Below are 22,997 nucleotides of genomic sequence, written 5' to 3'. Positions count from 1 at the left end.
TTCCTGTCTTAACTCCGGCTCGCGGCGCCGCAGCAGGCGCTTATCGAAATGGTGGGTTTGCGACCAGCAACCGCGCTCGCGCAACAGCACGGCCGGAGACCTCTCGCCGCATAGTTCACCAAGTTCGAGTTCGTGACGGCTCACTCGGAGCCCCACCTGCAACCAGTCGAACGCAAACTTTTGAACCCATCTTCATGAAATGACTGCCATGCTATGATTGCTTCAATATTCGCGGATACTTTCGTCCAATCCACGTAGCAATGGATAGAGGAAGTAAGAGATCACGCTCCGTTGCCCGACCTTCATTTCGGCCGTAACGGCCATGCCGGGGATCAGGTGCGTACGGGCGGAGGGCAGCCGAAGTTGCACGTCGGACAAATCGATCAGTACGCGGTAATAGGGAACTGTCGTGCGACGCGCAGCTTCGGCTTTAGGATCTGGCGCAAATGAATCCTGGCTGATGACGCGGACCGTTCCTGTTCCCGTCCCGTATTTCTGGAAGGGGAAAGGCTCGAACTTGATCCGCACCGGCTGACCGATTGATATCTGCCCGACATCCCTGCCCTCGACGTTGACCTCCGCCTGAAGCGGTACATCTCGCGGGACGAGCACGAAAAGCGTTTCCGCCTCGCGCACGACCGAACCGATCGTACGGCTGGCAATCTCCAGCACGATAGCGTCTGCCGGGGCCCTGAGTACGATCAGTTGTCTGCGCAGCTCGACCTTCTTTAACTCTTCCGATGCGCTGTCTCGCTTGGTCAGTGCCTCGACCAGGTCCTGGTACGCCGTGCGGCGGAAATCCTCGGCGAACACTTTCTGATCGGCTCGTGCTTTGTCGACCCGGTGGGTGTAATCGGCGATATTGCCGCGAACACGAGCCAGATTGCTTTCGACGTCGAGGCGGGCATCGCGGGAAAGCAGGAAATTCAGCTTCGATCCGACTTCCTTGTCCATTAACGTGCTGCGCATTGACTCGATCGACCGCATGTTATCAAGCCGCTGCCCCAGGACCGCTTCTTCGTTCTGCGCTGTCTTCAAATTGGCCTGAGCGGAAGCAATCTGCGCATCGAAATTCTGCATCTGCGCTTCGCGCGCCGACTTCCTTTGGAGGAACATCTTGTGCTGCAGGACAGAATCGGCATCGCCGAAATCGGCCACGACATAATCGGATCCAGCCAACTCAGCTTTCAGACGAGCAATCGATGCATCGAAAGCAGCAACCCTGTTTCGCAACTGGTCGTGATCCGCCTGCGAGAATGTCGGATCGAGCGTCGCCAGCAGGTCGCCGCGGTTTACCCGATCACCGGCCTTGACATGGATCTCGCGGATAACCGAGGTCTCAAGCGGCTGCACCACGAGGTTGGGACGCATGGTGACCAGCTTGCCCTGGGCCGTTACAATCATGTCGACCTGTGACACCGTGGCCCAGGTAACCGCAGCTACAATCAGTGCAAGGATACAATAGAGCGTGAGGCGAGCGAATCTCGGTGGCGATCGTTGCTCTACTTCGATCGCATCGGACTGGAATTCGGCAATCACGCGCGGTTGTCTGGAGGCCCTGAACAGCCTTCCCCGGCGCCGCTCAGCCTTTCGGGGCTGCGGCAACTTATCCGCTTTCGCAACGGCTCGCGGTTTCTCCGTGCTCATGCGATTTGCTTCGTCTGCTGGTTCCAGAGATGTCGGTAGATAGTGCACTTCGAAAGCAAATGATCGTGACGATCCACGTCAACGATCTGACCACGGTCGATCACCAGGATTTCGTTGGCGTCCGCGAGCATCGACAGCCGATGCGACACGATAATAACGGTTCGTCCCTCGGCGATCCGCCGCAAGTTGCGGCGGATGATCATCTCGCTCTCGGAATCCAGCGCACTGGTCGCCTCATCGAGAATGAGAATACGGGGATCGGTGATGAGTGCCCGGGCGATCGCGAGACGTTGCTTCTGACCGCCCGACAGGTTTGAACCGTTCTCTTCAATCATCGTATCGAAGCCACGCGGCAAGCGCTCGATGAATTCGTCGGCGCCGGCGAGCTGCGCGGCCCGTACTACTTCGGCAAACGTCGCATCGCGCTTCACGCAGGCGATGTTGTCTCGAACCGTACCTCGAAACAGAAAACTATCCTGCAGAACTACGCCGAGATTTCGGCGCAGATGCTCGAGCTCAAGCTCCCGGGAATCGTAGCCGTCGATCCGCAGCAAGCCCTGCTGCACCGGATACATTCCAGCAATCAGGCGCGTGAGCGTTGTCTTGCCTGAACCACTTCGGCCGACTATTCCGAATACCGAGCCAGGCGCAATCGAGAACGACACGTCATTCAGCGCCGGCGCACCTTCGGCACCGTACCGAAAGGAGACGTTTTCGAACTCAATTTTCCCGGTTAGATCCGGCCGCAACCCGTCGCGGTTGCCGTCCCTTTCCGGCTTTTGGTTCATCACCTCGCCTAGCATTTTAACGGCCAAAGCGACTTCCTGATATTCGTGAACCATGGTGACCATTTGAACCAGCGGCCCAGAAACCCGCCCCGCCAGCATATTGAAGGCTACCAGTGCGCCGATCGTCAGTTCGCCGCTAAAGACGTCGAGCGCACCCAGGCCAATGATCCCAAGCGTCATCATCTTCTCGAGAAATCCGGTGACTGCCTGGGCGGTCGCTGAAATCTTCTCGACTCCGAAACGCATGGATACCGCTTGTGCGCAGCGGTCGTCCCAAGTCTTGCCCTGCAATGGCTCCATGGCCAGTGACTTCACGGTGCGCATGCCGTGTACGGTCTCGACCAGCAGCGCCTGCCGCGCACCCTCCGCTTGGTACAAGTCATAAAGTCGCCGGCGGAATGGCCCCATCAACAAGGCAACAACGAGACCGCTGAGAGCGGTGAAGGCCAGAACGACAGAGGTCAGCTTCAAGCTGTAGAGCGCCAGTACCGGGATGAACACCAATAGCGACAACGCGTCGAGCGTTGTCAGGAAGAGCCGCCCCGTCAGGAATTCACGAATTCGCCCAGCCTGCTGCATATGCTTCACGAGAACGCCGGCCGAAATGTGCTCGAAGAAGGTTACAGGCAGGCCCAGCAGATGGCCGAATGTCTTGGTCGCTATGCGGATGTCGACCTTGTTCGTCGCATAGAGCAGCAGGTAGCGCCGCAGGAAACCGAATATCGCATCGAAAGCCAGCGCAGCGGCGGCGCCGGCCGCCAGCACATAAAGCGTGGTGAAGCTCTCATGCACCAGGACTTTGTCGATGACGAGCTGAAAGAAGATGGGGAGCGCGAGACCGAGCGCGTAAAGCAGCACGGCACAAATGGCGACATCGGTGAACAGCCGCCACTGACGCATCAGGTCGGGGACGAACCAGCGAAGCCCGAATTTCTTTCGGCCATGCGACAATATGTTTTCGCGTTTTATCAGAATGGCGTCCCCCCGCCATCGCGCGCAAAATTGCTCTTGGCCAACGACGAGCGGCTCATTCTGACGCTCGGCAAGAGGGTCAAAAACAACGACCGCCGCTGTGCCGTCAGATCTCTCAGTGGCGCGAAGAACGACGACCCAATTACCGTTCGAGAGGCGGAGCAGAACCGGGTATGCCTGTCCCATCCGGAAGAGAACGCCCCAATCAAGCTGGGCGGCCTGCGCGCGCAGGCCCGCCTCCTTCGCCATCCGAAGCAAGAGGTCCACCGACGTCGGAGTGCCGTCGACCGCATAGCCATGCCGCAGGCGCTCGGCTGGCAAATCAATGCCGTGGTGGGTGGCCACCCTGGCAAGACAGTCTAGCGCCGTCTGTGGACACGCGTCCTGCGACGCCACTTCCAACGCGTCAGCACTATCGGTTTCAGCGGAAATTGCTTGAGACATTCGGAGACCGTGGGCTATTCGGAGTAGGTTGGCCCGTAGGTGAACCAGCATGTGACGGTTCGGTGCGCCGAACTGCGCCAGCATCGACCAGGCCCTGAAGTGCCTTCTGCATCACCTCGACCGAGTTCGCGAACGACTCCACCGAGAAGATCAGTCTTTGACGGAATACCCGCTTCGGAGCGTTGTTGGCGTCCCGTTCCGTCGGTGAAAGACTGAACAGGTCCACACGTACGATCGAGCCGCCCACGGTGATTTCACCGATGCCGTCCGTAAAGAGTTCCGCTTCCATTGTCGTGACTCCTATGCTGCCAATTCTGGCCTGATGATTGGGTCAGCGCCGTAGCTGATCGAATTGAAGCGTCGGTCGCAAACAGCCTCGAGCCGCCGCAGATAGGTGCCTGTGTCCGAGGCTAAATCGTAAAGGAGGATCGGAAAGCATTTTGCATCAGCAGCATGGCAACCCGACAGAATAATAATACATTAATCTGTATTTAATAGCGCCGTCAATTCGATTCTAAAAATTAAATGAGGGTATCGTTTATAGGAAACGCGATCGGGCTGATTCAATGTAGCGGCGGCGGAGTGCCATTCTGAACGATGGATCCATTTGCCACCGCAAGATAAGTAGCGGCGAGCGACGGTTCCAGAATTAACTTCCTGAGTGTCTATCAAGCTTAATCAAGGAGTTTTGTTGCAGGCGATTGGGCTCTCGCTAAGTTGCAGCACATGCCAAAGCGCGATAGGCCGCACATGAAGGATGATCTGACGGTTCGTTACGAGGAAATTCTCCGCCTGCGAGAAGAACTTGAGAGGCTGCTCGCCCGGTCAAAACAACCACATTCCCGGAAAAAATCGAATTCTCGCAAACCCCCTAATCGCTCGCGCGATTGAACCGCCATACTCCCCCGAACAACGGCTATCCCGCAACCGTGCCGGGCATCTTGCGCCGGAGCCTAGCTTGTCCCAAGCAGCGCCGGCCATGTTCATGGGTGGTACTCCAGATCCGCGACGGATGGTCACGCCGCCCGAAATTCAATCCGCCTCACCGCCTTGGTCCATGCCTTTGAGCCACAGCGCATTGGAAGCGTCACATTAACTACCATCATTTAATTTGGACAGCAGATTTCTTTCCTGTTATATTTAAATGCCTCAAATCCTCGGCCGGAGGCTTCCACCGGCGTCCGGCCCCACACGATTAGTGGTGCGGCCGCCGGGCGGCGAAATCACAGGCGGCGCAGCGAGCACCACAATGCTTCAAACTAACATGTTAAACGCCGAGAAGAGCCGCAGTCCTCAGACCGGTCCGGCGCCCAGCGACGATGCCGGATCTGGCGGTGTGGCGGAGCTTGTCAATCTCGCGCTGGGTCTATTGCGACGCCAATATCTCGTGATCATCCTTACCGCGGTATTCGCATTAACATCCTGCGTAATCTACCTGCGGATCACCCCACCGACCTATACCGCGCATGTGCAAGTCCTTCTGGCAAACCCCAGGGCACAGTTCGTTCAGCAGCAGTCGATACTTTCGGAGCCAGCCTTCGATCTCAACCAGATCGAGACCCAGATCCAGGTGCTCAAATCGAGCGCGCTAGCAACTTCAGTGATCACGCAGCTCAACCTCGTCAATGACCCTGATTTCAGCGGTTCCGGACCGTCGCTATCCTCGTTATGGCGCGGAACACCAACAGGGAACTCGACTCCGCCGGATCAATCCAAGGCCGGTGTTCCGGAAAGGCTGTCGGATGCCGTTATCGCGGCGTTCCAGGACCGACTCTCAGCAAAGCGGGTCGGCATGAGCAGCATACTGGAGATCAGCTTCAATTCGAGTAACGCCGAACGGGCCGCGCAAATCGCGAATGCGGTAGCAAAGGCATACATCACGGAGCAGTTGAACGCGAAATTCGAAGCCAATCGAAGTGCAACGACTTGGCTTCAGGACAGGCTGCGCGATCTTGGCGACCAGGCGCTCAACGCCGAACGGGAAGTTAACCAATATAAGTCTCAGAACAACATCGTTTCCCCGGAAGGAAAGTCGATCGACGAGCAGCAGGTCACAGAGCTCAATAATCGACTAATGGCCATTCGGGCGCAGCTCACCGAAGCATCGGCGAGGTTGAGTCAGTATGAAGCCATCTTGCGCACCAACCCGGCAAATTCGTCTTCGATGGGTACCCTGGACGCAGTTGGCTCCGACGTCAGCAGTAATCCGATTATAAATGGCCTCCGGCAACAGTATCTTGAACTGACGAGGCGCGAAAACGAGTATTCGGCCAGATTCGGACCTAGCCATCAGGCCGTTCTCACTCTCCGCAATCGTATGCGTGACCTGCGCTCTTCGATTTTCGACGAGGTCAGGAGGCTTGCCGAAAATACTCGAAATGACGTCGAAGTTGCCAAGCAGCGACAGGTACAGATTGAGAAACAGCTCGCCGAGGCGGTGGTCCAATCCCGCACAACGAATGCGGCTGAACTGACCATAAGGGAACTGGAAAACCGTGCGAAGGGTTTGCGCAGCCTGTCTGACATGTTCCAGCAGCGCTACATCGGCTCCAAGCAACAGGAGAGTTTTCCCATCTCCGAGACGAGGGTGATCCAGCCTGCCTTACCGCCGCAAAGCAAGAGCAAGCCGAAAAGCAAGGTCGTCATGGCGCTGGGCTTGATTGGCGGCATCGGCTTCGGGGTCATGTTGGGCTTGTTCCGAGAGCTAATGGATCGGGTCTTTCGCACCTCCGCCCAGATCGAAGCCGAACTGGGACTGCCATGCCTCGCGTTGGTGCCGGAGCTCGTCGTGCCGCATTCGCCGATGCGCAGAGCCAAATCGCGTTCGACTGAAGGGGATTCGGGCCAGCGGACCATTGCGAGGGATTCGGCTATCCACCGTGCCGTCGTTGACAGGCCGCTATCGAGGTTCGCCGAGGCGATACGCTCGATCAAGCTGGCAATTGACCTCAATGCGACCAAGACCTCAAATCAGGTTATTGGCATCACCTCGGCTCTGCCCAACGAGGGCAAGACAACAATTGCAGCTTCGCTGGCGCAGCTCATTGGGCATGGTGGAAAGAGCGTCATCATCGTCGATTGCGACCTGAGGAATCCCTCGCTGTCCTCCAGTCTAGCCCCAAATGCAGCCGCCGGCATAATCGAGGTCACCAATGGCAGCCGGTCGATAGAAGAGACAGTCTGGCGGGATCCAACAACGAACCTGGCATTCTTGCCGGCCGTTCGACGGAGTGACCTGCTGCATAGCAGCGAACTCCTTTCAACTGACTCGATGCACAAGCTCTTCGACCGACTACGGGCGAGCTATGACTACGTCATCGTCGATCTTCCGCCCCTGACTCCATTGGTTGATGTTCGCGCCACCACACAGCTCGTCGACCACTTTATCCTGGTTGTCGAATGGGGACAGACGAAGATCGACGTCGTCAAGCATGCCCTGCACACCGCGCCTACCATCCACGACAGCCTGATCGGCACTGTCCTCAACAAGACCGACATCAAGGCAATGGCTCGCTACGACAGCTATCTGCGCGACTACTACAGCGACGACCACTGCGCCCGCTACGGCCTGTCCAACTCCGGCTAAGCAGGGATTTGTTATTCTATCTCGGTGATAATTAGTTGTTAGCGCCGGCCGCAACTGTTGCAGCCGCGCAACACACGGGGACTGCTTTTCAGATAGATACGCGAACAGGCTGGTTCGATTCGCGCGACGGTGCCAACGTGCCCGGCGATTGGTCTCAGTTGATAGTTGGGGGAACGGCTCTGATCCGCACGCTGCAAATTGGCGCGACAATCGCGGTCGGCATCCTGACCCTATTCTGTGCCGGGTGTATCATTACGCCCGGTAGCGGCCCGTTGGGCGCGGACGTCCAAAGAGCCAAGGAAGGCAGCGAGCCGGCCGCCCTCCCCTACGCGCTGGTCAAGCTGACCCCGGAAGTCGTCAACATTCTTGGAAACCACATACCCAGGCTATCCACGGCGTTTGCCGCTCAAACGCCGCCGAAAGCATTTCGCTTCGGGATCGGCGACATTGTCAGTGTCACGATTTTTGAGGCCGCAGCCGGCGGTCTTTTCACGTCCGATGCGGGCGTTCGCGCCGGCAATTTTGTCACCATTCCCAACCAAGCGGTCGACGAACAAGGCAATATCTCGGTTCCATACGCGGGCTCCGTTCGGGCCAAGGGCCGCACGCCCTTTGAGATTAGCAAGGAGATCACGGACAAACTCAAGGCTCGCGCCCTAGAACCGCAAGTCGTCGTCAGCCTCGCGACGCAGAACACTTCTTTGATCACCGTCCTAGGGGACGTGCGTACCGCCGGCCGTTTTCCAGCCAGTCCCTCTGGCGAACGCGTGCTCGATGCGATCGCACGTGCGGGCGGCCCATCTGCGCAAGGCTACGACACCTGGGTCTCACTCAAACGTATGGGACATCGTGCGAGCGTGCCCTTTGGCGCGCTGATGTATGAGCCCGCCAATGACATTTATGTACTCCCCAACGATGTCATCTACCTATTCAATATGCCGCAGACCTTCGTCGGGTTTGGCGCCGGCGGGACCCAAGGCCTATTCAAGTTCGACGCCTGGCGCCTGTCATTGGCCGAGGCAATCGGAAAACAAGGCGGACTGAATGATTCTCAAGCCGATCCAGCGTCGGTGTATTTATACCGCGGCGAAACGCGGGCGATTGCTAAAGAGATAGGTGTCGATGTCAGACCGTTTCAGGGCGAGATCATTCCGATCATTTTTCACGTGAATCTGCGGGATCCATCCGGCTATTTCCTGGCCCAGTCCTTCGCCATGCGGAACAAGGACGTCATTTACACATCTAACTCGGTTAGCGTGGAGACCACCAAGTTCCTGGTCTTCCTGAGAACCATCATGGCGACCGTGAACGACCCGATCATCTACGCAACCAACTTCTTTGCTCTCAAAGCTGCTGCTTCGGGCACCGGAACGACGACGATTATCACAACGCCGCCGCCGATTACGACCACCACCCCATAATCGTTGAGTTCCCGGCTGAACAACCGGAACACGCGGCTGATGCGGCCAATAGATCTGAGTATCGGTGTGAGTGGCAAGCGACCGCGCCGGCACGGCTTCCGCCAAGGAACTGCTCTTCGTATTGGTTGTCCTACTCGCGCCATAGCGGCGCAACATCGCTCAGCCACGCTGCATAACGACTAGACCCGCCAGCAACCGACGCTGACTGGAGGGCGACCAGTATTGGGCAGATCGATCCCGCGAGGATCATCATCACCGGCGGGCGATGCGGCGCTCCACTACGAGTTGCTGCACGGATCATTCCCGCACGAGAATCCGGTCCCGCTATAATCAGCGCCCAAAAATAACCCGACTCATTTAATTCGACGCGGTTTTTGCTTGATTTATTTAAAGCGTTAATAATAGATTAAACTTATTGCAGAAAGCCTCGAACAGTCTGGTTCTGGCATGAACTTTATTAACCGACAGGTTGCAGCCGGCCTCCACGAGGAGATTGCCCTCGAACTGTACAGCCCTCCCTCGGGCTCACAGCGAAAATGGCCAATCCGATATCGGTCTATCGAGTTGGTCGCGATTTGTACCGATCTCGGTACCATCGTCCTCGCAAGCATCGTTTCAGTCTTCTTGTATCGGCTCTGCATTGGTTGGACCGCGGCCGGCTTCACAAACGCCATTGGCTCGGCCATCGTCGTATCGGCGATGTTCGTATCGTTGTTAAAAATGCAAGGTATGTACAATCCAAGTGAACTACTGGTCCTGCGCAGTCAGGTTCGCGCCGTTTGCGGCGCCTTGCTATTCGCATTTATCGTTCTAGCCGCTGCGGCCGGCTCGCTCAACGTTAGTGACGAATACCCTCGCGGCGCCGGAATGGCCTTTGCCCTTACCAGTCTTGCATTACTCGTTGTCGGACGAGCTCTCATCAAGAGCTTGCTCATGAGAGGCCTCAGCAAAAGAAAATTCGCCGGCGGCAATATCATTCTGATTTCGGATCAACCACAGTCTAGTGATGTGGGACTTTTGCCAACGCTGAACATGCTCGGATTTTGTGTGACCAAGCATTTCAGGTTGCCTTCGCCTCGTTTCGGTTCTGATCACCGCAAGCGGCTTAGCGCTCGCGTAATTGAAAATGCTCGCGGCTCAAACGTCGAGGAAATCATCGTTGAGGCAGATCCGAACCAGTGGTCGGAATTGCGTGCATTTGTCTCCGAACTGCGGGTTCTGCCGACTCCCGTCTCGTTTGTACCCGTTGGCGCGCTTTCGGAGATGTTCAGGCGACCCACGCGGGACCTTGGCAGCACGGTATGCGTGGAAATCCAGCGAGGGCCACTTACATTCTTTGAGAGAGCCATCAAGCGGTTTACGGATTTGGTCGGCGCCGGACTTGCCCTGGTTACTCTGTCGCCGCTGCTTGCTGTAGTTGTATTAGCGATCAAGCTGGACTCGTCTGGTCCGGTCCTTTTCAGGCAGCAACGTTGTGGCTTCAACGGTCGGAGTTTCTCAATCTACAAGTTCCGCACCATGCGCGTGCTGGAGGACGGGCCATCGGTCATCCAGGCGCGGCCGGTCGATAGCCGTGTGACTCGCGTTGGAAAATGGCTGCGCCGGACGAGCATCGATGAGTTACCGCAGCTCATCAATGTGCTCTACGGAAGCATGTCACTTGTCGGGCCGCGGCCGCACGCCATCTCTCAAGATGGCCAGTTTGACAAGGTTGTCCGCAATTATGCCTTTCGGCGGCGCGTGAAGCCCGGGTTGACGGGTTGGGCGCAGATACACGGGTGTCGAGGACCCACACCCACCGCCGCCTCCATTGAACGGCGGGTTGAGTACGACCTTTGGTACATCGACAACTGGAGCGCTCGATTGGATCTGGCTATCCTGGTCCGGACACCGATTGAGGTGCTGCGCGGTCGCAACGCCTACTAGACGCTAGAATTGGCCTGACGGTCGAGCAGATTGATCCGAACTGATTCAAAGCGCGCTCAATGAGGCGGCACCTTGCAAGTCAACATGGCCGGCGTAGCGCCAACTCAAGCTCGGGAATTACACGTCAGTATTGTTTCTCTTGGACCAGAGCGTCAGCTATGTGCGCCAGAAGCGCCTGTTCGTCCGTTTGGATCGTTTGGCGAACGCTTTGAGTGCGCGACGTCCTCTTTTCGCCTTGTGGAAGGCCGGGCACCAGCCCATTCAGCTCATTCTCGATTTCTGTCCAATCCCGATTGGTCACCGCTTGCCTCTGCCGCGCATCGATAATGCCTGACGGCAAATTATCTCAGTTCGCCAGCCGCGCCTCTAACCCATTAATTTTGTGGTTAATAATACAATACCCCGTCGATCAGCTCACGCTCGCTGACGAGCCTTCGTGCCGGCCTCGCCAATCCGGAAATCTTCGATCTTGCGTCCCGACTTGACCGCCGCAACCAGCCACCTCGGCCGCTTGCCGCGACCCGACCAGGTTTCGGAGGTTTGAGGATTCCGATACTTTGGCAATACCCGGGGATACTTGCGGCGAGGCTTGCGGTCCGGTTGCAAATTCCCCGAATCATCACCGACAATTGTGCCGCGACTAAGCACCGCCAAGCGCTTCTCAAGTTCGCCTTTTTCGGCCCTGATCCGCGCTGACAAAATCCCGCTGATCTCTCCGTGAAGCGCCCAAAGCTCATCCAGAGACCAGGACTCTAAATCGATCTTCTTCGGAGCCATGCCGTCGCTCTTGATTTCCCCTTAGAACATAATGCGATGTCACACCCCCGAATAACAATCAAGGGGGATTACAAGGGTTCCACGGGAAAATGGATTATTCTGGCGTTCTTCGCGATTGCTTTACACAGAAATCTAGCCGCGCGAAATCCCCAGCCTGGGCGGCCCTTTGAACTGCACCGATCAAAAAGCTGCAGTCAAGGACGAGGAGCTCGCCAGCCGTGGTCCTGGCGTGCGTCAAGGCTCGATCGCCCCCGCCGGCGCTGTGCTTTCCTGCGCGGCCCCTTGCCTCTGTGGCGAAAGAAAAGCGACAGCCGGCATCTTATGACTTCGATATCCTTCAGGACACGCTGCCGAAGCTCAATCTGGTGTCTAAGTTGGCTAACATCACTCGATGCGGCGGACGGTACCATGCAGCGGCCAACCGCATCTTGAAGGCGAGAAAGGGATGAACCGATAGAATCCATCTGAAAATCCATTTGGGCACCTACACAAAAACTCTACAGCAACGACCCTACCCCAATCATTTCATAGCAGCGTGTCATGCTCCCTTTCCGACGCCCACCCGCTCTGCTCAAAACCCTAAATACGCCCTTGCTTTTAACTGAATTAAATTATTAAATTTACAATCAAATAATGTTTAAAACCTAAACCTATCGATTCAAACTTCGCACGTATTTGGCGTCATCGCCAGCGATATTTCGAGGATTGGATGCTTCCGGAAAGACCGCAATCTGTTAGCCTTAACGGACCCGCGATGCGCAGGACAGACTTGGAGACAATGGATTTTGACGAGCTTTGGCTCTTGCATGAGCAGCTCACCAAACTCCTGTCCGAAAAAATCACGACAGAAAAACTTCAATTGGAGCGGCGGCGGCTGGCGCAATTGAGCCGCGTAGAGATGCGCGACATTGAGGGCTCGCCTGCCAACCGTCCGCGACGCAAATATCCAAAAGTTCAGCCAAAATACTGGAACCCCTCTCAGCCCTCGCAAAAGTGGTCTGGGCGCGGAAAGCAGCCGAGATGGCTGGTCGCCGCCTTAAGCGCCGGACGGAAGTTGGAAGACTTTGTAATAGACAAAAGCGTTAACCTTGCAGACGACGATAATCACAACGACGAGACCTCTTGAAGCCGGTCGCGGTTAACGCATTTTATTGCGTAGGAATTTTGGCCCGCTGCACGCGTGCACTCGAGGTAGGTCACTAAGTTGCTGCGAATATCTGTGACTTCCCCAAGCAATATCCCGTAAAGTTCCATGCATGATGTGAGGGCTGCCGGTGTTGCGTTAGCCTTGGTCACAACGTGAAGCTGCTCGTTAGCCTGCTTTATTGTTTTGAGCGAATCCTGAAGAGTTCTATTGTAGGCGTTGCTTGTAAGGTCGTCACCCATAGAAGCCCCCCTTGCATCAGGAAAGCTGGAATTCCCGAGAAGATTAGACGACGGTGGCGGGAAGTAGGTTCAATGTTTCCGTGAAGTTTATGCGTTGTAATGAGGGGCCGCCGACAGAAGCCGGACGATAATCTGGTCGGATGCTACGGTGGCCGATCAGCTCCCGCCAACGCACTTGGCAGGGGACCTAGCGGGAACAGTCCACGGCAGTTCGAGCCTCAGGATGGAATCCCGTGGGAGTTGGGGATACCGGGGCGGGACCTTCCCCTGTTGATCGGGCTGGGCCAAGCTGGAGCTTGAGGATAGTCTCGGGACACATCAACAAGAGGGACCGTAATGTCGACTGCGCCTCGAATTCTCATTTTGTCGGTCTCGTTGACCGCATGTCTGGCTATTTCCACGAGCTCAATAGAAGCAGCAGATAGGGCCGTTCAGCCGACTTCGATGACAGGAGCGGATGTTAGCGCGCACCGCTGGTACGCAAGACCGCCGCGTTCAGTCGGACCTCGCCATGCTCGGTGCGAGCTAGTAGAAGGGGTCCGGGGTGCTACCCCCCTGACCGTGCCGTTTTTCGGGTCCGGCTGGTATCCTGGACCTGCGCATTACGGACCTTGCTGGCGCTATCGAGCGGGTGCGGTCATTTCAGTCAGGTATTAGGCGGCTAGCGGCTGGGCAGGTTGATACCTGCTGGCCGTGGCGCCAACGTTCGAGAGGTTCATACAAACAACGCGTTAGGTTGCCGTCGCTAGCTGGCTCATCGGAGATCATCAATGCCTGCTAGCGGTTTGCGAGCCAGCGTTTGCTGCTTCTCCGGCGATCCTTCGCACGACCAACGCTTATGCCGATATTTCGGATGCGCTCATAAATTTGGCTGAGCGCATCCGAACGCTTTCAGGCTGAGCTACTACGAGAAGTGGAAGTCATGACTATTGATGGCGCCCAGCTTGGTGTTCTTTAACGTCACCGAGTTGTCCGCATCAGCCGAAATGACGACGTCTTGGCCTACCTGCGTTGCATGGGCGAGAACGCTCGCGAAACTGTCGAAGACGCTCTTGCTGAACTGAACCACATCGTGGGACCGTCCATATGTACCGAAATCCTTGACGACGTCGTTCCCGAAGTTCGGCGCAAATACGAACGTGTCAGCGCCTCCATTCCCAACGAAGACATCGTCGCCGGAGCTGCTCGTCAGTGTATTGCTCCCTGTCGAGCCGAGGATCGCATTGCCCGAAGTACCAACAACCTGACCGGTGCTATCGATCTGCTTGGCAGTATACGTGTGCACCGTGTCGGATACGGCGGACGATGTCTTGAAGGACCAAGTGCCGTCGGCAGCCGTATTCACCGTTCCCAGTGATGCGTTGCCATCATACAGCTTGATCTGACTGTTGGCATCGGCGACGCCTTTGATCGTGACGATATCGCTCCAGTTCTTGTACATGGTGGTCAATTCGACGGACGAAGTCGGCGCAGGTGCACTGGAAGCACCGACCTGTCCGTCACCATTGAGATCCTGATGGAAGCTCGTCTCGAGCAATTTAAGGCCATAGTTCGTGCCCGACACGGAGCCGCCCGACACGGAGCCGGTCAGGGCGCTGACATGGGAAACGTAGTTGCCGTTGTTGTCGGTGTTCCAGGCCGTGTACTGACCGGTGCTCGCCTCCTTCCAGGCAACCTGATAGCCCGTCGCCGTCTTCTCCGCACCGATCGGCGTCCAGGTGCCATCTTGCCCGTCCACAAAATCCGCACCGCCATACTTCAACGTGGGGCCGGATCCGCTGCTGCTGTTGAGGTAATATTTGCCGCCGCTCTCAACGAGACTTGTCACACCAGCCGATTCGACTAGCTCACCCGGAGTTGGCGTTGGCGACGTCCCACCGATCACGCTGCTGACCGACTGCGAGGCGGCGCTGACATTGCCGGCCGCGTCGGCAGCCTTGACCGTCAGCGCGTGCGTGCCGGTCGACAAGGCGTTCGTCGTGACGCTCCAGGCTCCGGTCGAGTTTGTCGTCCCCGTTCCGACGACCGTGGTGCCGTCGTAGACCGTGACCGTGCTGTTGGCCTCGGCGGTCCCCGACAGCTTGACCTGATTGGTATTGACGATGGCGTTGCTGCTCAGGGCCGGGGCCGTCGGCGCCAGCGTATCCACCGTCACGGTCACCGCACCGGATGCGGCACTGGTCTGGCCGCTCGAGGTGGTCGCGGTCGCGGTCAGCACATGCTTGGCGTTGGTCAGGACCGAGGTGATGTAGTCCCAGCTCCCGGTCGAACTGGCGGTCGTCGTGCCGATCTGGGTCGAGCCATCGTAAATCTTGACGGTGCTGTTGGCGGCCGCGGTACCCTTGAGCTGGAGGGTATTGTCGCTGGTGATGCCATCGCCGGCCGCTCCGGTGTCGTTCGAGAACGACGCGATGGTCGGCGTAGCCGGCGTAGCCGGGGGTGCCGAGGTGCCGGTGCTGGCCGTGACCACGGCAGACGCCGCGCCGGTGTTGCCTGCCGCATCCGTCGCCCTTGCGGTGAGGCTGTGCGAACCGGCCGCAAGGGCACCGGTGGTGTAGTTCCACACGCCACTGCTGTTGGCCGTCGCGGTCCCGATCTGGGCCGTGCCGTCGAACACCTTCACGACGCTGTTCGCTTCCGCCGTGCCGGTCAGGTTCAGGCCGCCGTTGGCGTTGTTGGTGGGCGTCGCCATCGTCGGGGCCGTGGGCGCCACCGTGTCAATTTTCACGGCAAGCACCGATGACGTCGAACTGGTGCCCGACGTGGTGGTGGCCGTGGCCTTGAGGCTATGATTGCCGTTCGACAGCGCAGCGGTCGTGTAGCTCCACGCGCCACTGCTGTTGGTCGTGGTGGTCCCGATCTGGGTCGTACCGTCGAACACCTTCACCGTGCTGTTCGCGGCCGCGCTGCCGCTCAGGGTCAGCGTACTGTCGTTGGTGATGCCATCACCGGATGTGCCGCTGTCGTTCGAGAAGTGGTCGATCGTCGTCAACCCAGCGCCACCACCACCCCCTTCCACCGGGAAAGGCGGCGGGATAAGTTCGCCCGGAACGAGTTCACCATTTACGATCGTTGCGGAGCGGACATTTTCCCACTGAGTAATGTTTATGTCCGCATTGACTTCCTGAAAGAGAATATCGTCGTAACCAAACGGCCCGACAAAATACACGTCCTTGAGCGCTACCGAGATATCGTTCGCATCCGCGGCAATACGCAAGCCAAACGGACCACCTTGGAATACCACGTTATCGAACGTGAGCGTTCCACTCCAATCATCCGCAACGAACATACCAGCAGTTGCAGCGGTGGTGTGGGCGACGATCGTCGTATTCGTGATCGTCACATTCCCGGTGCTGCCGGGGGCATAGATCTGAATAGTATCGGCATGATCGCTCCCTTGTCCCGTCGACTCGAGATACGAATTGCTGATCGTGACGTCACCGTCACCCCCAATGCGCACACCTTCCCTTGAGCTAATACGCATATGGTCGAGGCTGAACGAGCCAAGGCCGACAACGGACGCCGTGGAGCCAGTGTCGGTAATGCTCTTGTACGAAAGCGTCCCGCCATCTCTAAGCGTGACCGAACTCGAACTCGTAACCCCGCTCAACAACGGGTCGTTCCAGCTCAGAGGGATGTTGTCGTAGGTGGCCATCGTGTTTTGTTTCCTTAAGCGCCGCATCCGTGCACGCAGCGGTTTTCTATTGAGCAACCGTTGTACCGACCAACGTTACCGTGTTGTGTGGTTCCGTCGTCGCCAACCATACATTCCGACGGACGAGGTCGCCGTCGGCGGAGGCTTTTTTGGGACGACATGTCGGCCCACCCAAGGTGATTTCTCAATTGTCCCGTCAAAGTTCCCGCGCCGGAATTTAGTGCAGCAGCTCGTCGACTTAGCTTCCAGCTTCAGATTCTTCTTCAGTTTCGCTGCCAAGTTCGTCGAGGGTTCGTCCCTCACTCTCATCAGATGGGCATATCGTCCGCCGATTTGTCTTCAAAGCTTATCGAAGCTTGGGAACTTGCGCGCTATGCAATGCGATTCAGCACGGCGGATGCTGCGCGCGGTGTTCTGAGAGCCCTGAGAGTTTGGCAACAAGATCGTCGGCTGTTCTTCAATTTCAGCAGGAGCGATCAGCGAGTGACAATGTTCAATGATACACAGGCGCGCTCGGGTCGATTGTCTGTTGGAAAAGTAGCCTCTGATTTTGTCACCGATCATTTCCACCTGCCCTGGGCGGACCGCAGACTCGCGAAGCTGGAGCTGAAGTCGCGCAAACCGTCTCCCGTCAAACGCATGAGAGACGCATAGCGCTGGGGCGTCCATGTTCCTGCACGACAGTCCACTGAAGCCTGCGATGTCATTAGATGTCATTTCCGCCCAGCAGGGGGTTCCCCACCGAGAATAAGGAACCATTTCATGGCGAAACACGCGGCCGGCGGTGATGCACGCCCCGCCGCAATCGTAATCGCGTCCGCGCTCATTGCCGCCCGGCTGCCCTCACATTAACAAATTAAATGTGATTGGACACGATGCAACTTTTAATTTAATTATCTCATCGCCAACCAAATTAAATCGACCTCGTATGTTTCAGCGCGTCTTTAATACGATTTCAGCGCTGGATTTTGGTCGATGTCGTTGTCTGGGTGCCATGGAGGAAAAGATGACGAATGCCAATCCAACAAAAAACCGGGCCGTTCAGCAATTAATGGGAACTGAGTCTTCTGCGGATTCTGCCTTTGATTGGCTCTCCCTTATTTTTCCCATCAACAGTTTGATCATTGGCACCGGAGACGACGATGCCCTAGATGCACAAGCTGACGGCGATGTTGTCCTGGGCCTTGCAGGCAATGACCTTTTAAGCAGTGCATTCAACCGCACAGCATTGATCGGAGGTAGCGGCAACGACACGCTGACCACCACCGTTGTTGTCCCGCTCCAGGGCGATGCGCCTGTGCGCGGCCTTGCCATTCAGTTCGGCGGAACAGGCGACGACGACCTCGATGCGACCGTCACCCTTCAGGGCGGGAGCACGCCTCAGAGCACGGAGCCAATCGCAGATGTGCTACTCGATGGCGGCAGCGGAAACGACACTATCAATGCCACGGCAAATGTGACGCTTCCTGCCTTTGGAATTGTGACCGTCAGAACCGACGTGATCGGCGGATGCGGCAATGATACCATTCATGCCATTGCTGATGGCCGTAACGTTATCGGAACCAGTATCGCGATGAACACGGTCGACGGCGGCTGGGGCAACGACCACATCACAGCTCATGCCGAAACGGAATTCTCTGCGCTCCGCGGCACAGCCAGCAACGTATTGTTCGGTGGCAACGGCAACGATGTCCTGGACGCGTCTGCTGAGGGGCGATCCAATTTCACCGAGTCGGTTACAAATGAGCTTCACGGTGGTCGGGGCAACGACGTGCTGCATGCCTTCAACCTGACAGACTCCAATAGCGGCAGGCCGATTGGTATCAACCAGCTTTGGGGCGATGATGGCAACGACACCCTCGATGCGACTCATTCCACCGACGGGGAGAACACCGTCACGGATGTCACGAATTACCTCGATGGCGGGAAAGGCAATGACAACCTGACTGCGAACTCCACCGCGCTTGGCGGATTTGTTCGCGCACTCAATCAACTCGAGGGCGGCGATGGAAGAGACAGCCTCACGGCACATCTCGACGCTGTAGCTCACGGCGGGCCGGATCTCGGGCTGGATCTCTACAATGTCGCGAATATCCTGAATGGCGGTTCCGGAGATGACCAGCTTACCGCATTCCTTTCGGCAACCCCCGATCCTGTGGTTACAGACGATTCTATTGCCGAGAATCGTCTGGATGGCGGCGCCGGAAACGATGTCCTGACGGCAACCGTTGTGTCAGGCTCAATAGGATCAAGCTTCCTCAGTGGCGGCGCGGGCAATGATCAACTCACCGTCTTTGGTGGGTCAGGAAACGTTCTCGATGGGGGCGATGGCAGCGACACGCTCACAAGCGGCATCGGAAACGACGCTATGTTTGGCGGATCCGGCGCGGATACGTTCGTCTTTGCCGCTGAGAACGGGCATGACACGGCCGATTTCGAAAAGGGGCAAGACAAGATCGACCTTACAGCTTTGGCAGCAGAGGGCATCCATGACATTGGCGATTTGAGTATTGAAGCGATCGGTGGAAACACCATCGTTCACTTTGATGGAGATAACGACCTCACCGTCGCCGGCGTCGTGAATCTCAGCGCAGGTGACTTTTGGTTCGCGTAGCCGGGCCGGAAGCCACGTTGATTGTTCCGCCAGGACAGACATCAAGTGCGACACACGTAAGTTCGTTGCAGCCGACTGAATAGAATCTAGTATGGGTACAAGTCGCGCGGATCTGCAACCACGCCATGCCTCGTTATCACAAATGGGCGCCTAATTTGATTACCCGACGAGACCGCTAATGCGATCCGCGACGGCGACTTACCGGTAGCTCTCGATATGGCAGGGCATGGCCAATTTATTGTACCGGCTCCTGATTGTACCCTGTTTCTGGACCGGGTGCTTACGTCACATTTGAAGGCGGCGCATTCCGGACCGCGTCGTTCTCATCGGACCATTTCTAGGTCACTCCACTATCTTTTGCGTGGGAGGTGTTGTGTCCAAGGTCGAAGTCAGGGAACCTTGTGATGAGCGCCGTCTTCAAGAACTGGATATGCCTGATAGTCGCTTCCAGCTCATTTAACCGCCGCTGCCCTTCCGCTATCTCGCTGCCTAGCAAATTCTGATAATGGTTATCCTCCGGATCGCGCGTCAGATACTCATCGGAATCATTGCCCAAGGTTACTGCTGATCGCGCTAACACGTCATCAATACGTGATTTTAGGCCAGCTTGTTCTACTCTTGCGCCTTCCAGCGCATCCTCTATCGACCGAAAAATGGATGTGGCGCGGGCACGATCCGTTTCGGTATCTCGGCTGGCCGATCGTGCCTTGAAATTCACAACGCTGCGCGCCTTTAGAAATCGTTGGAACATCTTCCGGCTCCTCCAGGATGGTTGGTCGAGGTGGACGCTGAGTCGTCACAACCAAATTATCACGAATGCGAACGTTCGGCGCAAAATCGCTTCTGTGCGGACGATCCCAGTCCATGAGCAAATAGCCGATGCTCACCAATCAAGGCATCCAATGCGACCGCCCACCCTTATGAGGCAGTTTCATCGCGCCAGCCTTGAAAACTGCGCTCCATCCGCGGGGTCGATGCCGTACCAGATGCTCTAGTCAACAAAACCTGAGGCTCAATCAGTTTCAGCCGTTCGAATGTGGCGCCGCTTGGGTATTGGCTTGTTCAGCCTGTGCGTGATCCTTGAAAAAACCACACGCGGCGAGAGCGGCCGGAACCCAAAAAAGCCGCCTGGCATTATTAATTTGATTTAATTTATATTTAATATTATAAAACGCACATTGAGTTTAGCACGTACTTGCGAAGTAAATTGTGAAGTGACCCATAACACCATCTGAAAAGGCGTAACATTTGCGCCAGCCCATCGAAACCGCTCCGAGGGACGGACAGGAAATCTGGGTCGAGGACGATCAATCGGCTTATGACGTCGCGCATTGGTCGTCTGAGACGAAGGAATGGGTCTGGAAAAACGGAAGACCGATCAGGATCACGCCGACACATTGGTCTCCAATAGCGGAGCCTCAGTATCAGGAAGACGATCAGTCGAACGGCCCGCTCCAGAACGATCGCGTACGTCGATGGTTTATCGCTTCGTTGATCGCCGCAACTCTGTTTGCATCTGCGTTGATCGGCGTGCATTTCCGCACGGAGATGGTCATCTTTGCGGCGAGACACTTTTATCTGCGAGACATTGCCGATCTCGGTATCAAGGTGAATTCGTCAAGCAAGTCGGGCGAGGAAGCTCCGCTGAGCTGGGCGGCGGAAGCTGCAACGGCGGATTTGCAGCAGTCTCTGGACAAAGAACGCGCAAGAACTGCCGCCTTGACGAGTGAACTGGCTCAAATCCGTATCGACCTTGAGACGGCGGTAACATTGTCGAGCACGTCGCTTGACGAGGCAGCGCGACGCCGCCAAGCGGCGGAAGTCAGGGCGGAGGAACTGCGGCGGTCCCTTCAACAGGAGCAAGCCGGCGCCACGGCACTCGCAGACGAGCTTTTGGGAGCCCGCCGCGAAATTGATGCGCAAGCCATGCAATTGCAGAAAGCCGTCGATGAAGCGGTGCAGCACAGGCAGACGGCCGAGGCCACCGCTTCCGAATTGCGAGAAGCCCTGCGGCAGGAGCAAATGAAGACGGCCGCCCTCACCCAGGAGATCGACGAAACGCGCCAGGCGGTGACGGCAAGCGCCGAGCAACGCCACGCGCTCGACGAGGCGCAGGCGCGTGCCGCGGCACTCGAGACCAACCTTACCAAGACACGGCGCGAGATCGAAACGCAGGCCGCACAGTGGCAAAAGGCGGTCGATGAAGCTGTACAGCAGAAGCGGGCCGCGGAAGCCATCACTGCCGGGCTGCAGGAATCCGTGCGGCAAGAGCAAAAGAAGACGGCCGCTCTCACCAAGGAGGTCGACGCTGCGCGCCAGGCGATGAAGGCAACAGCCGAACAACAACGCCGCGCGTTCGACGAAGCACAGGTGCGTGCAGCAACACTCTGGAGCCAGCTTGCTGGAGCGCAGCACGATATCGAAACGCAGGCCGTGCAGTCACAAACGGCTATTGATGAAGCCGTGCGGCAGAAGCGGGCGGCCGAGGTCGCCGCTGCCGAATTGCGAGAATCCCTGCAGCAGGAGCAAAGCAAAACTGCCGCTCTCACCCAGGAGGTCGACGCCGCGCGCCAGGCATTGACAGCAGCCACCGAGCAACAACGCGGCGCGCTCGAGGAAACTCAGGCGCGCGCTGCGGCACTCGTGAGCGAGCTCGCTGAAACGCGTCGCGAGATCGAGACACGGGTCGCGCAGTCGCAAGCGGCGGAGGGTGAGGACACGCAACAAAGACAGCCGGCGGAAGCGACTATCGAAGAACTGAGAGAGTCCCTACGGCAGGAGCAAGCGAAGACGGCTGCGCTCACCCAGGAGTTCGACGCTGCGCGCCAGGCGATGACGGCAGCCGCCGAACAGCAACGCCGCGCGCTCGAGGAGACACAGGCGCGTGCCTCAGCACTCGCGGGCGAGCTTGCTGGAGCGCGGCGCGAGATCGAGATGCAGGCCGCGCAAGCGCAAAGAGCGATCGATGAAGCCTTGCAGCAGAAACAGGCGGCAGAGGTTACCATTGCGAAATTGCAAGGCTCCCTGCGGCAGGAGCAAGAGAAGATCGGCGGCCTCATCCAGGAGGTCGGCGCGGCGCGCCAGGCGATGGCGGCGAGCGCCGAGCAGCAACGCCGCGCGCTCGACGAGGCGCAGGCGCGTGCCGCAACACTCGCGAGCGAGCTTGATGGAACGCGTCGCGAGATAAAGACTCAATCTGTGCGATCGAAAACGGCGGAGGATGCCGTCGCGCGACAAAGACAAGCGTCGGAGCGCACCATCGCGGAACTGCGGCAATCGCTGCAGCAGGAGCGCAACAAGATCGGAGCAATGGCACGCGATCTTACGCCCGCGCGGCGCCCCGCGGACCAGCGCGAGCCCCTCGGGCGCACGCAAGACAGTCCGATCAACCCGATCGTCCGGGCGACGCAGACTGCAGACGCGGCCGTAGCGAAACAGCCGATGGCCTTCGATGCGCAGGACAAGGCAGAGGCAGCACGATTGATCGCGCGCGCCAGTGCGCTGCTCAGTCAAGGCAATATCGGCGCGGCGCGTATCGTACTCGAGCGCGCCGTCGAGAGCGGCGACGCCCGTGCAAGTTTCATGCTCGCACAGACATATGATCCTGTCGTTTTGTCCGCATGGGGCACCTATGGAACGCGTGGCGAGTCGGCGAAAGCACGCGAACTCTACGCGAAGGCGCACAGCGGCGGCATTCGAGAGGCAAAGGAGCGGCTCGACGCATTGCGTGAGTGAGGGGATCAGACCCGCACAAGGACAAGTGGAGATAGAGATGAACACG

The 22,997-nt window shown here is 57.6% G+C and carries 13 protein-coding genes; 6 read left to right on the top strand and 7 right to left on the bottom strand.

Going from position 1 to position 22,997, the window contains the following annotated elements; genetic code table 11:
* Positions 1–222 precede the first annotated feature (222 nt).
* Genes V1273_RS10610 through V1273_RS10600 form a run of 3 tightly spaced genes read right to left on the bottom strand, consistent with a single transcriptional unit; the run spans position 223 to position 4,140 of the window.
* Positions 223–1,647, bottom strand: a complete 1,425-nt coding sequence (locus V1273_RS10610) for an HlyD family type I secretion periplasmic adaptor subunit (protein WP_334409542.1) — start codon at positions 1,645–1,647, stop codon at positions 223–225.
* The gene (locus tag V1273_RS10605) at positions 1,644–3,851 is read right to left on the bottom strand and encodes a peptidase domain-containing ABC transporter (RefSeq protein ID WP_334409541.1); all 2,208 of its coding nucleotides are present in this window, start codon (positions 3,849–3,851) and stop codon (positions 1,644–1,646) included. The genes V1273_RS10610 and V1273_RS10605 overlap by 4 nt, the downstream gene beginning before the upstream one ends.
* The gene (locus V1273_RS10600) at positions 3,829–4,140 is read right to left on the bottom strand and encodes a hypothetical protein (RefSeq protein ID WP_334367633.1); all 312 of its coding nucleotides are present in this window, start codon (positions 4,138–4,140) and stop codon (positions 3,829–3,831) included. Before V1273_RS10600 ends, V1273_RS10605 begins: the two co-directional genes overlap by 23 nt.
* 960 nt (positions 4,141–5,100) lie before the next feature.
* On the opposite strand from V1273_RS10600, the gene V1273_RS10595 reads away from it, so the two are divergent.
* From V1273_RS10595 to V1273_RS10585, 3 genes are all read left to right on the top strand, one after another.
* Complete coding sequence (locus V1273_RS10595) at positions 5,101–7,437, top strand: AAA family ATPase (RefSeq protein ID WP_334409540.1); 2,337 nt, start codon at positions 5,101–5,103, stop codon at positions 7,435–7,437.
* A gap of 182 nt (positions 7,438–7,619) precedes the next feature.
* Entirely contained in the window at positions 7,620–8,858 is a 1,239-nt protein-coding gene (locus V1273_RS10590; RefSeq protein WP_442893811.1) for a polysaccharide biosynthesis/export family protein, read from the top strand.
* A 447-nt stretch (positions 8,859–9,305) separates the two neighbouring features.
* Positions 9,306–10,784: an exopolysaccharide biosynthesis polyprenyl glycosylphosphotransferase gene (locus tag V1273_RS10585; protein WP_334409537.1), complete on the top strand. Its 1,479-nt coding sequence runs from the start codon at positions 9,306–9,308 to the stop codon at positions 10,782–10,784.
* Between the two features lie 414 nt (positions 10,785–11,198).
* Here V1273_RS10585 and V1273_RS10580 read toward each other — a convergent pair whose 3' ends face one another.
* A complete protein-coding gene (locus V1273_RS10580) occupies positions 11,199–11,561 on the bottom strand; it encodes an H-NS histone family protein (protein WP_334383169.1) in 363 nt (120 codons plus the stop codon).
* A gap of 778 nt (positions 11,562–12,339) precedes the next feature.
* Here V1273_RS10580 and V1273_RS10575 point away from each other — a divergent pair.
* Positions 12,340–12,687: an H-NS histone family protein gene (locus V1273_RS10575; RefSeq protein WP_442894076.1), complete on the top strand. Its 348-nt coding sequence runs from the start codon at positions 12,340–12,342 to the stop codon at positions 12,685–12,687.
* Positions 12,688–13,851: 1,164 nt separating this feature from the next.
* On the opposite strand, the gene V1273_RS10570 is transcribed toward V1273_RS10575, so the two are convergent.
* Positions 13,852–16,602, bottom strand: coding sequence for an Ig-like domain-containing protein (locus tag V1273_RS10570; protein ID WP_334409535.1), 2,751 nt, complete (start codon positions 16,600–16,602; stop codon positions 13,852–13,854).
* 339 nt (positions 16,603–16,941) lie between these two features.
* Entirely contained in the window at positions 16,942–17,166 is a 225-nt protein-coding gene (locus tag V1273_RS10565; protein ID WP_334409534.1) for a hypothetical protein, read from the bottom strand.
* A 364-nt stretch (positions 17,167–17,530) separates the two neighbouring features.
* On the opposite strand from V1273_RS10565, the gene V1273_RS10560 reads away from it, so the two are divergent.
* Positions 17,531–19,216, top strand: coding sequence for a calcium-binding protein (locus V1273_RS10560; RefSeq protein ID WP_334409533.1), 1,686 nt, complete (start codon positions 17,531–17,533; stop codon positions 19,214–19,216).
* A gap of 337 nt (positions 19,217–19,553) precedes the next feature.
* On the opposite strand, the gene V1273_RS10555 is transcribed toward V1273_RS10560, so the two are convergent.
* Positions 19,554–19,967 carry a hypothetical protein gene (locus tag V1273_RS10555; RefSeq protein ID WP_334409531.1) on the bottom strand — a complete coding sequence of 138 codons (414 nt, stop codon included), beginning with the start codon at positions 19,965–19,967 and terminating at the stop codon, positions 19,554–19,556.
* Positions 19,968–20,464: 497 nt separating this feature from the next.
* On the opposite strand from V1273_RS10555, the gene V1273_RS10550 reads away from it, so the two are divergent.
* Positions 20,465–22,951 carry a hypothetical protein gene (locus V1273_RS10550; RefSeq protein WP_334409530.1) on the top strand — a complete coding sequence of 829 codons (2,487 nt, stop codon included), beginning with the start codon at positions 20,465–20,467 and terminating at the stop codon, positions 22,949–22,951.
* The last annotated feature ends 46 nt before the right edge of the window (positions 22,952–22,997 follow it).

It is taken from the genome of Bradyrhizobium sp. AZCC 1721, assembly GCF_036924715.1.
In the GTDB taxonomy this organism is placed as follows: Bacteria; Pseudomonadota; Alphaproteobacteria; order Rhizobiales; family Xanthobacteraceae; genus Bradyrhizobium.
Note: the sequence above shows the minus strand (reverse complement) of the source record. Positions and strands in the feature narration are given on the sequence as shown.

What these genes read in the sequence shown, in the direction of transcription:
- V1273_RS10610 (WP_334409542.1), bottom strand. Translation starts at nt 1,647, where the DNA reads ATGAGCACGGAGAAACCGCGAGCCGTTGCGAAAGCGGATAAGTTGCCG.
- V1273_RS10605 (WP_334409541.1), bottom strand. Translation starts at nt 3,851, where the DNA reads ATGTCTCAAGCAATTTCCGCTGAAACCGATAGTGCTGACGCGTTGGAA.
- V1273_RS10600 (WP_334367633.1), bottom strand. Translation starts at nt 4,140, where the DNA reads ATGGAAGCGGAACTCTTTACGGACGGCATCGGTGAAATCACCGTGGGC.
- V1273_RS10595 (WP_334409540.1), top strand. Translation starts at nt 5,101, where the DNA reads ATGCTTCAAACTAACATGTTAAACGCCGAGAAGAGCCGCAGTCCTCAG.
- V1273_RS10585 (WP_334409537.1), top strand. Translation starts at nt 9,306, where the DNA reads ATGAACTTTATTAACCGACAGGTTGCAGCCGGCCTCCACGAGGAGATT.
- V1273_RS10580 (WP_334383169.1), bottom strand. Translation starts at nt 11,561, where the DNA reads ATGGCTCCGAAGAAGATCGATTTAGAGTCCTGGTCTCTGGATGAGCTT.
- V1273_RS10575 (WP_442894076.1), top strand. Translation starts at nt 12,340, where the DNA reads ATGGATTTTGACGAGCTTTGGCTCTTGCATGAGCAGCTCACCAAACTC.
- V1273_RS10570 (WP_334409535.1), bottom strand. Translation starts at nt 16,602, where the DNA reads ATGGCCACCTACGACAACATCCCTCTGAGCTGGAACGACCCGTTGTTG.
- V1273_RS10565 (WP_334409534.1), bottom strand. Translation starts at nt 17,166, where the DNA reads ATGATCGGTGACAAAATCAGAGGCTACTTTTCCAACAGACAATCGACC.
- V1273_RS10560 (WP_334409533.1), top strand. Translation starts at nt 17,531, where the DNA reads ATGTTTCAGCGCGTCTTTAATACGATTTCAGCGCTGGATTTTGGTCGA.
- V1273_RS10555 (WP_334409531.1), bottom strand. Translation starts at nt 19,967, where the DNA reads ATGTTCCAACGATTTCTAAAGGCGCGCAGCGTTGTGAATTTCAAGGCA.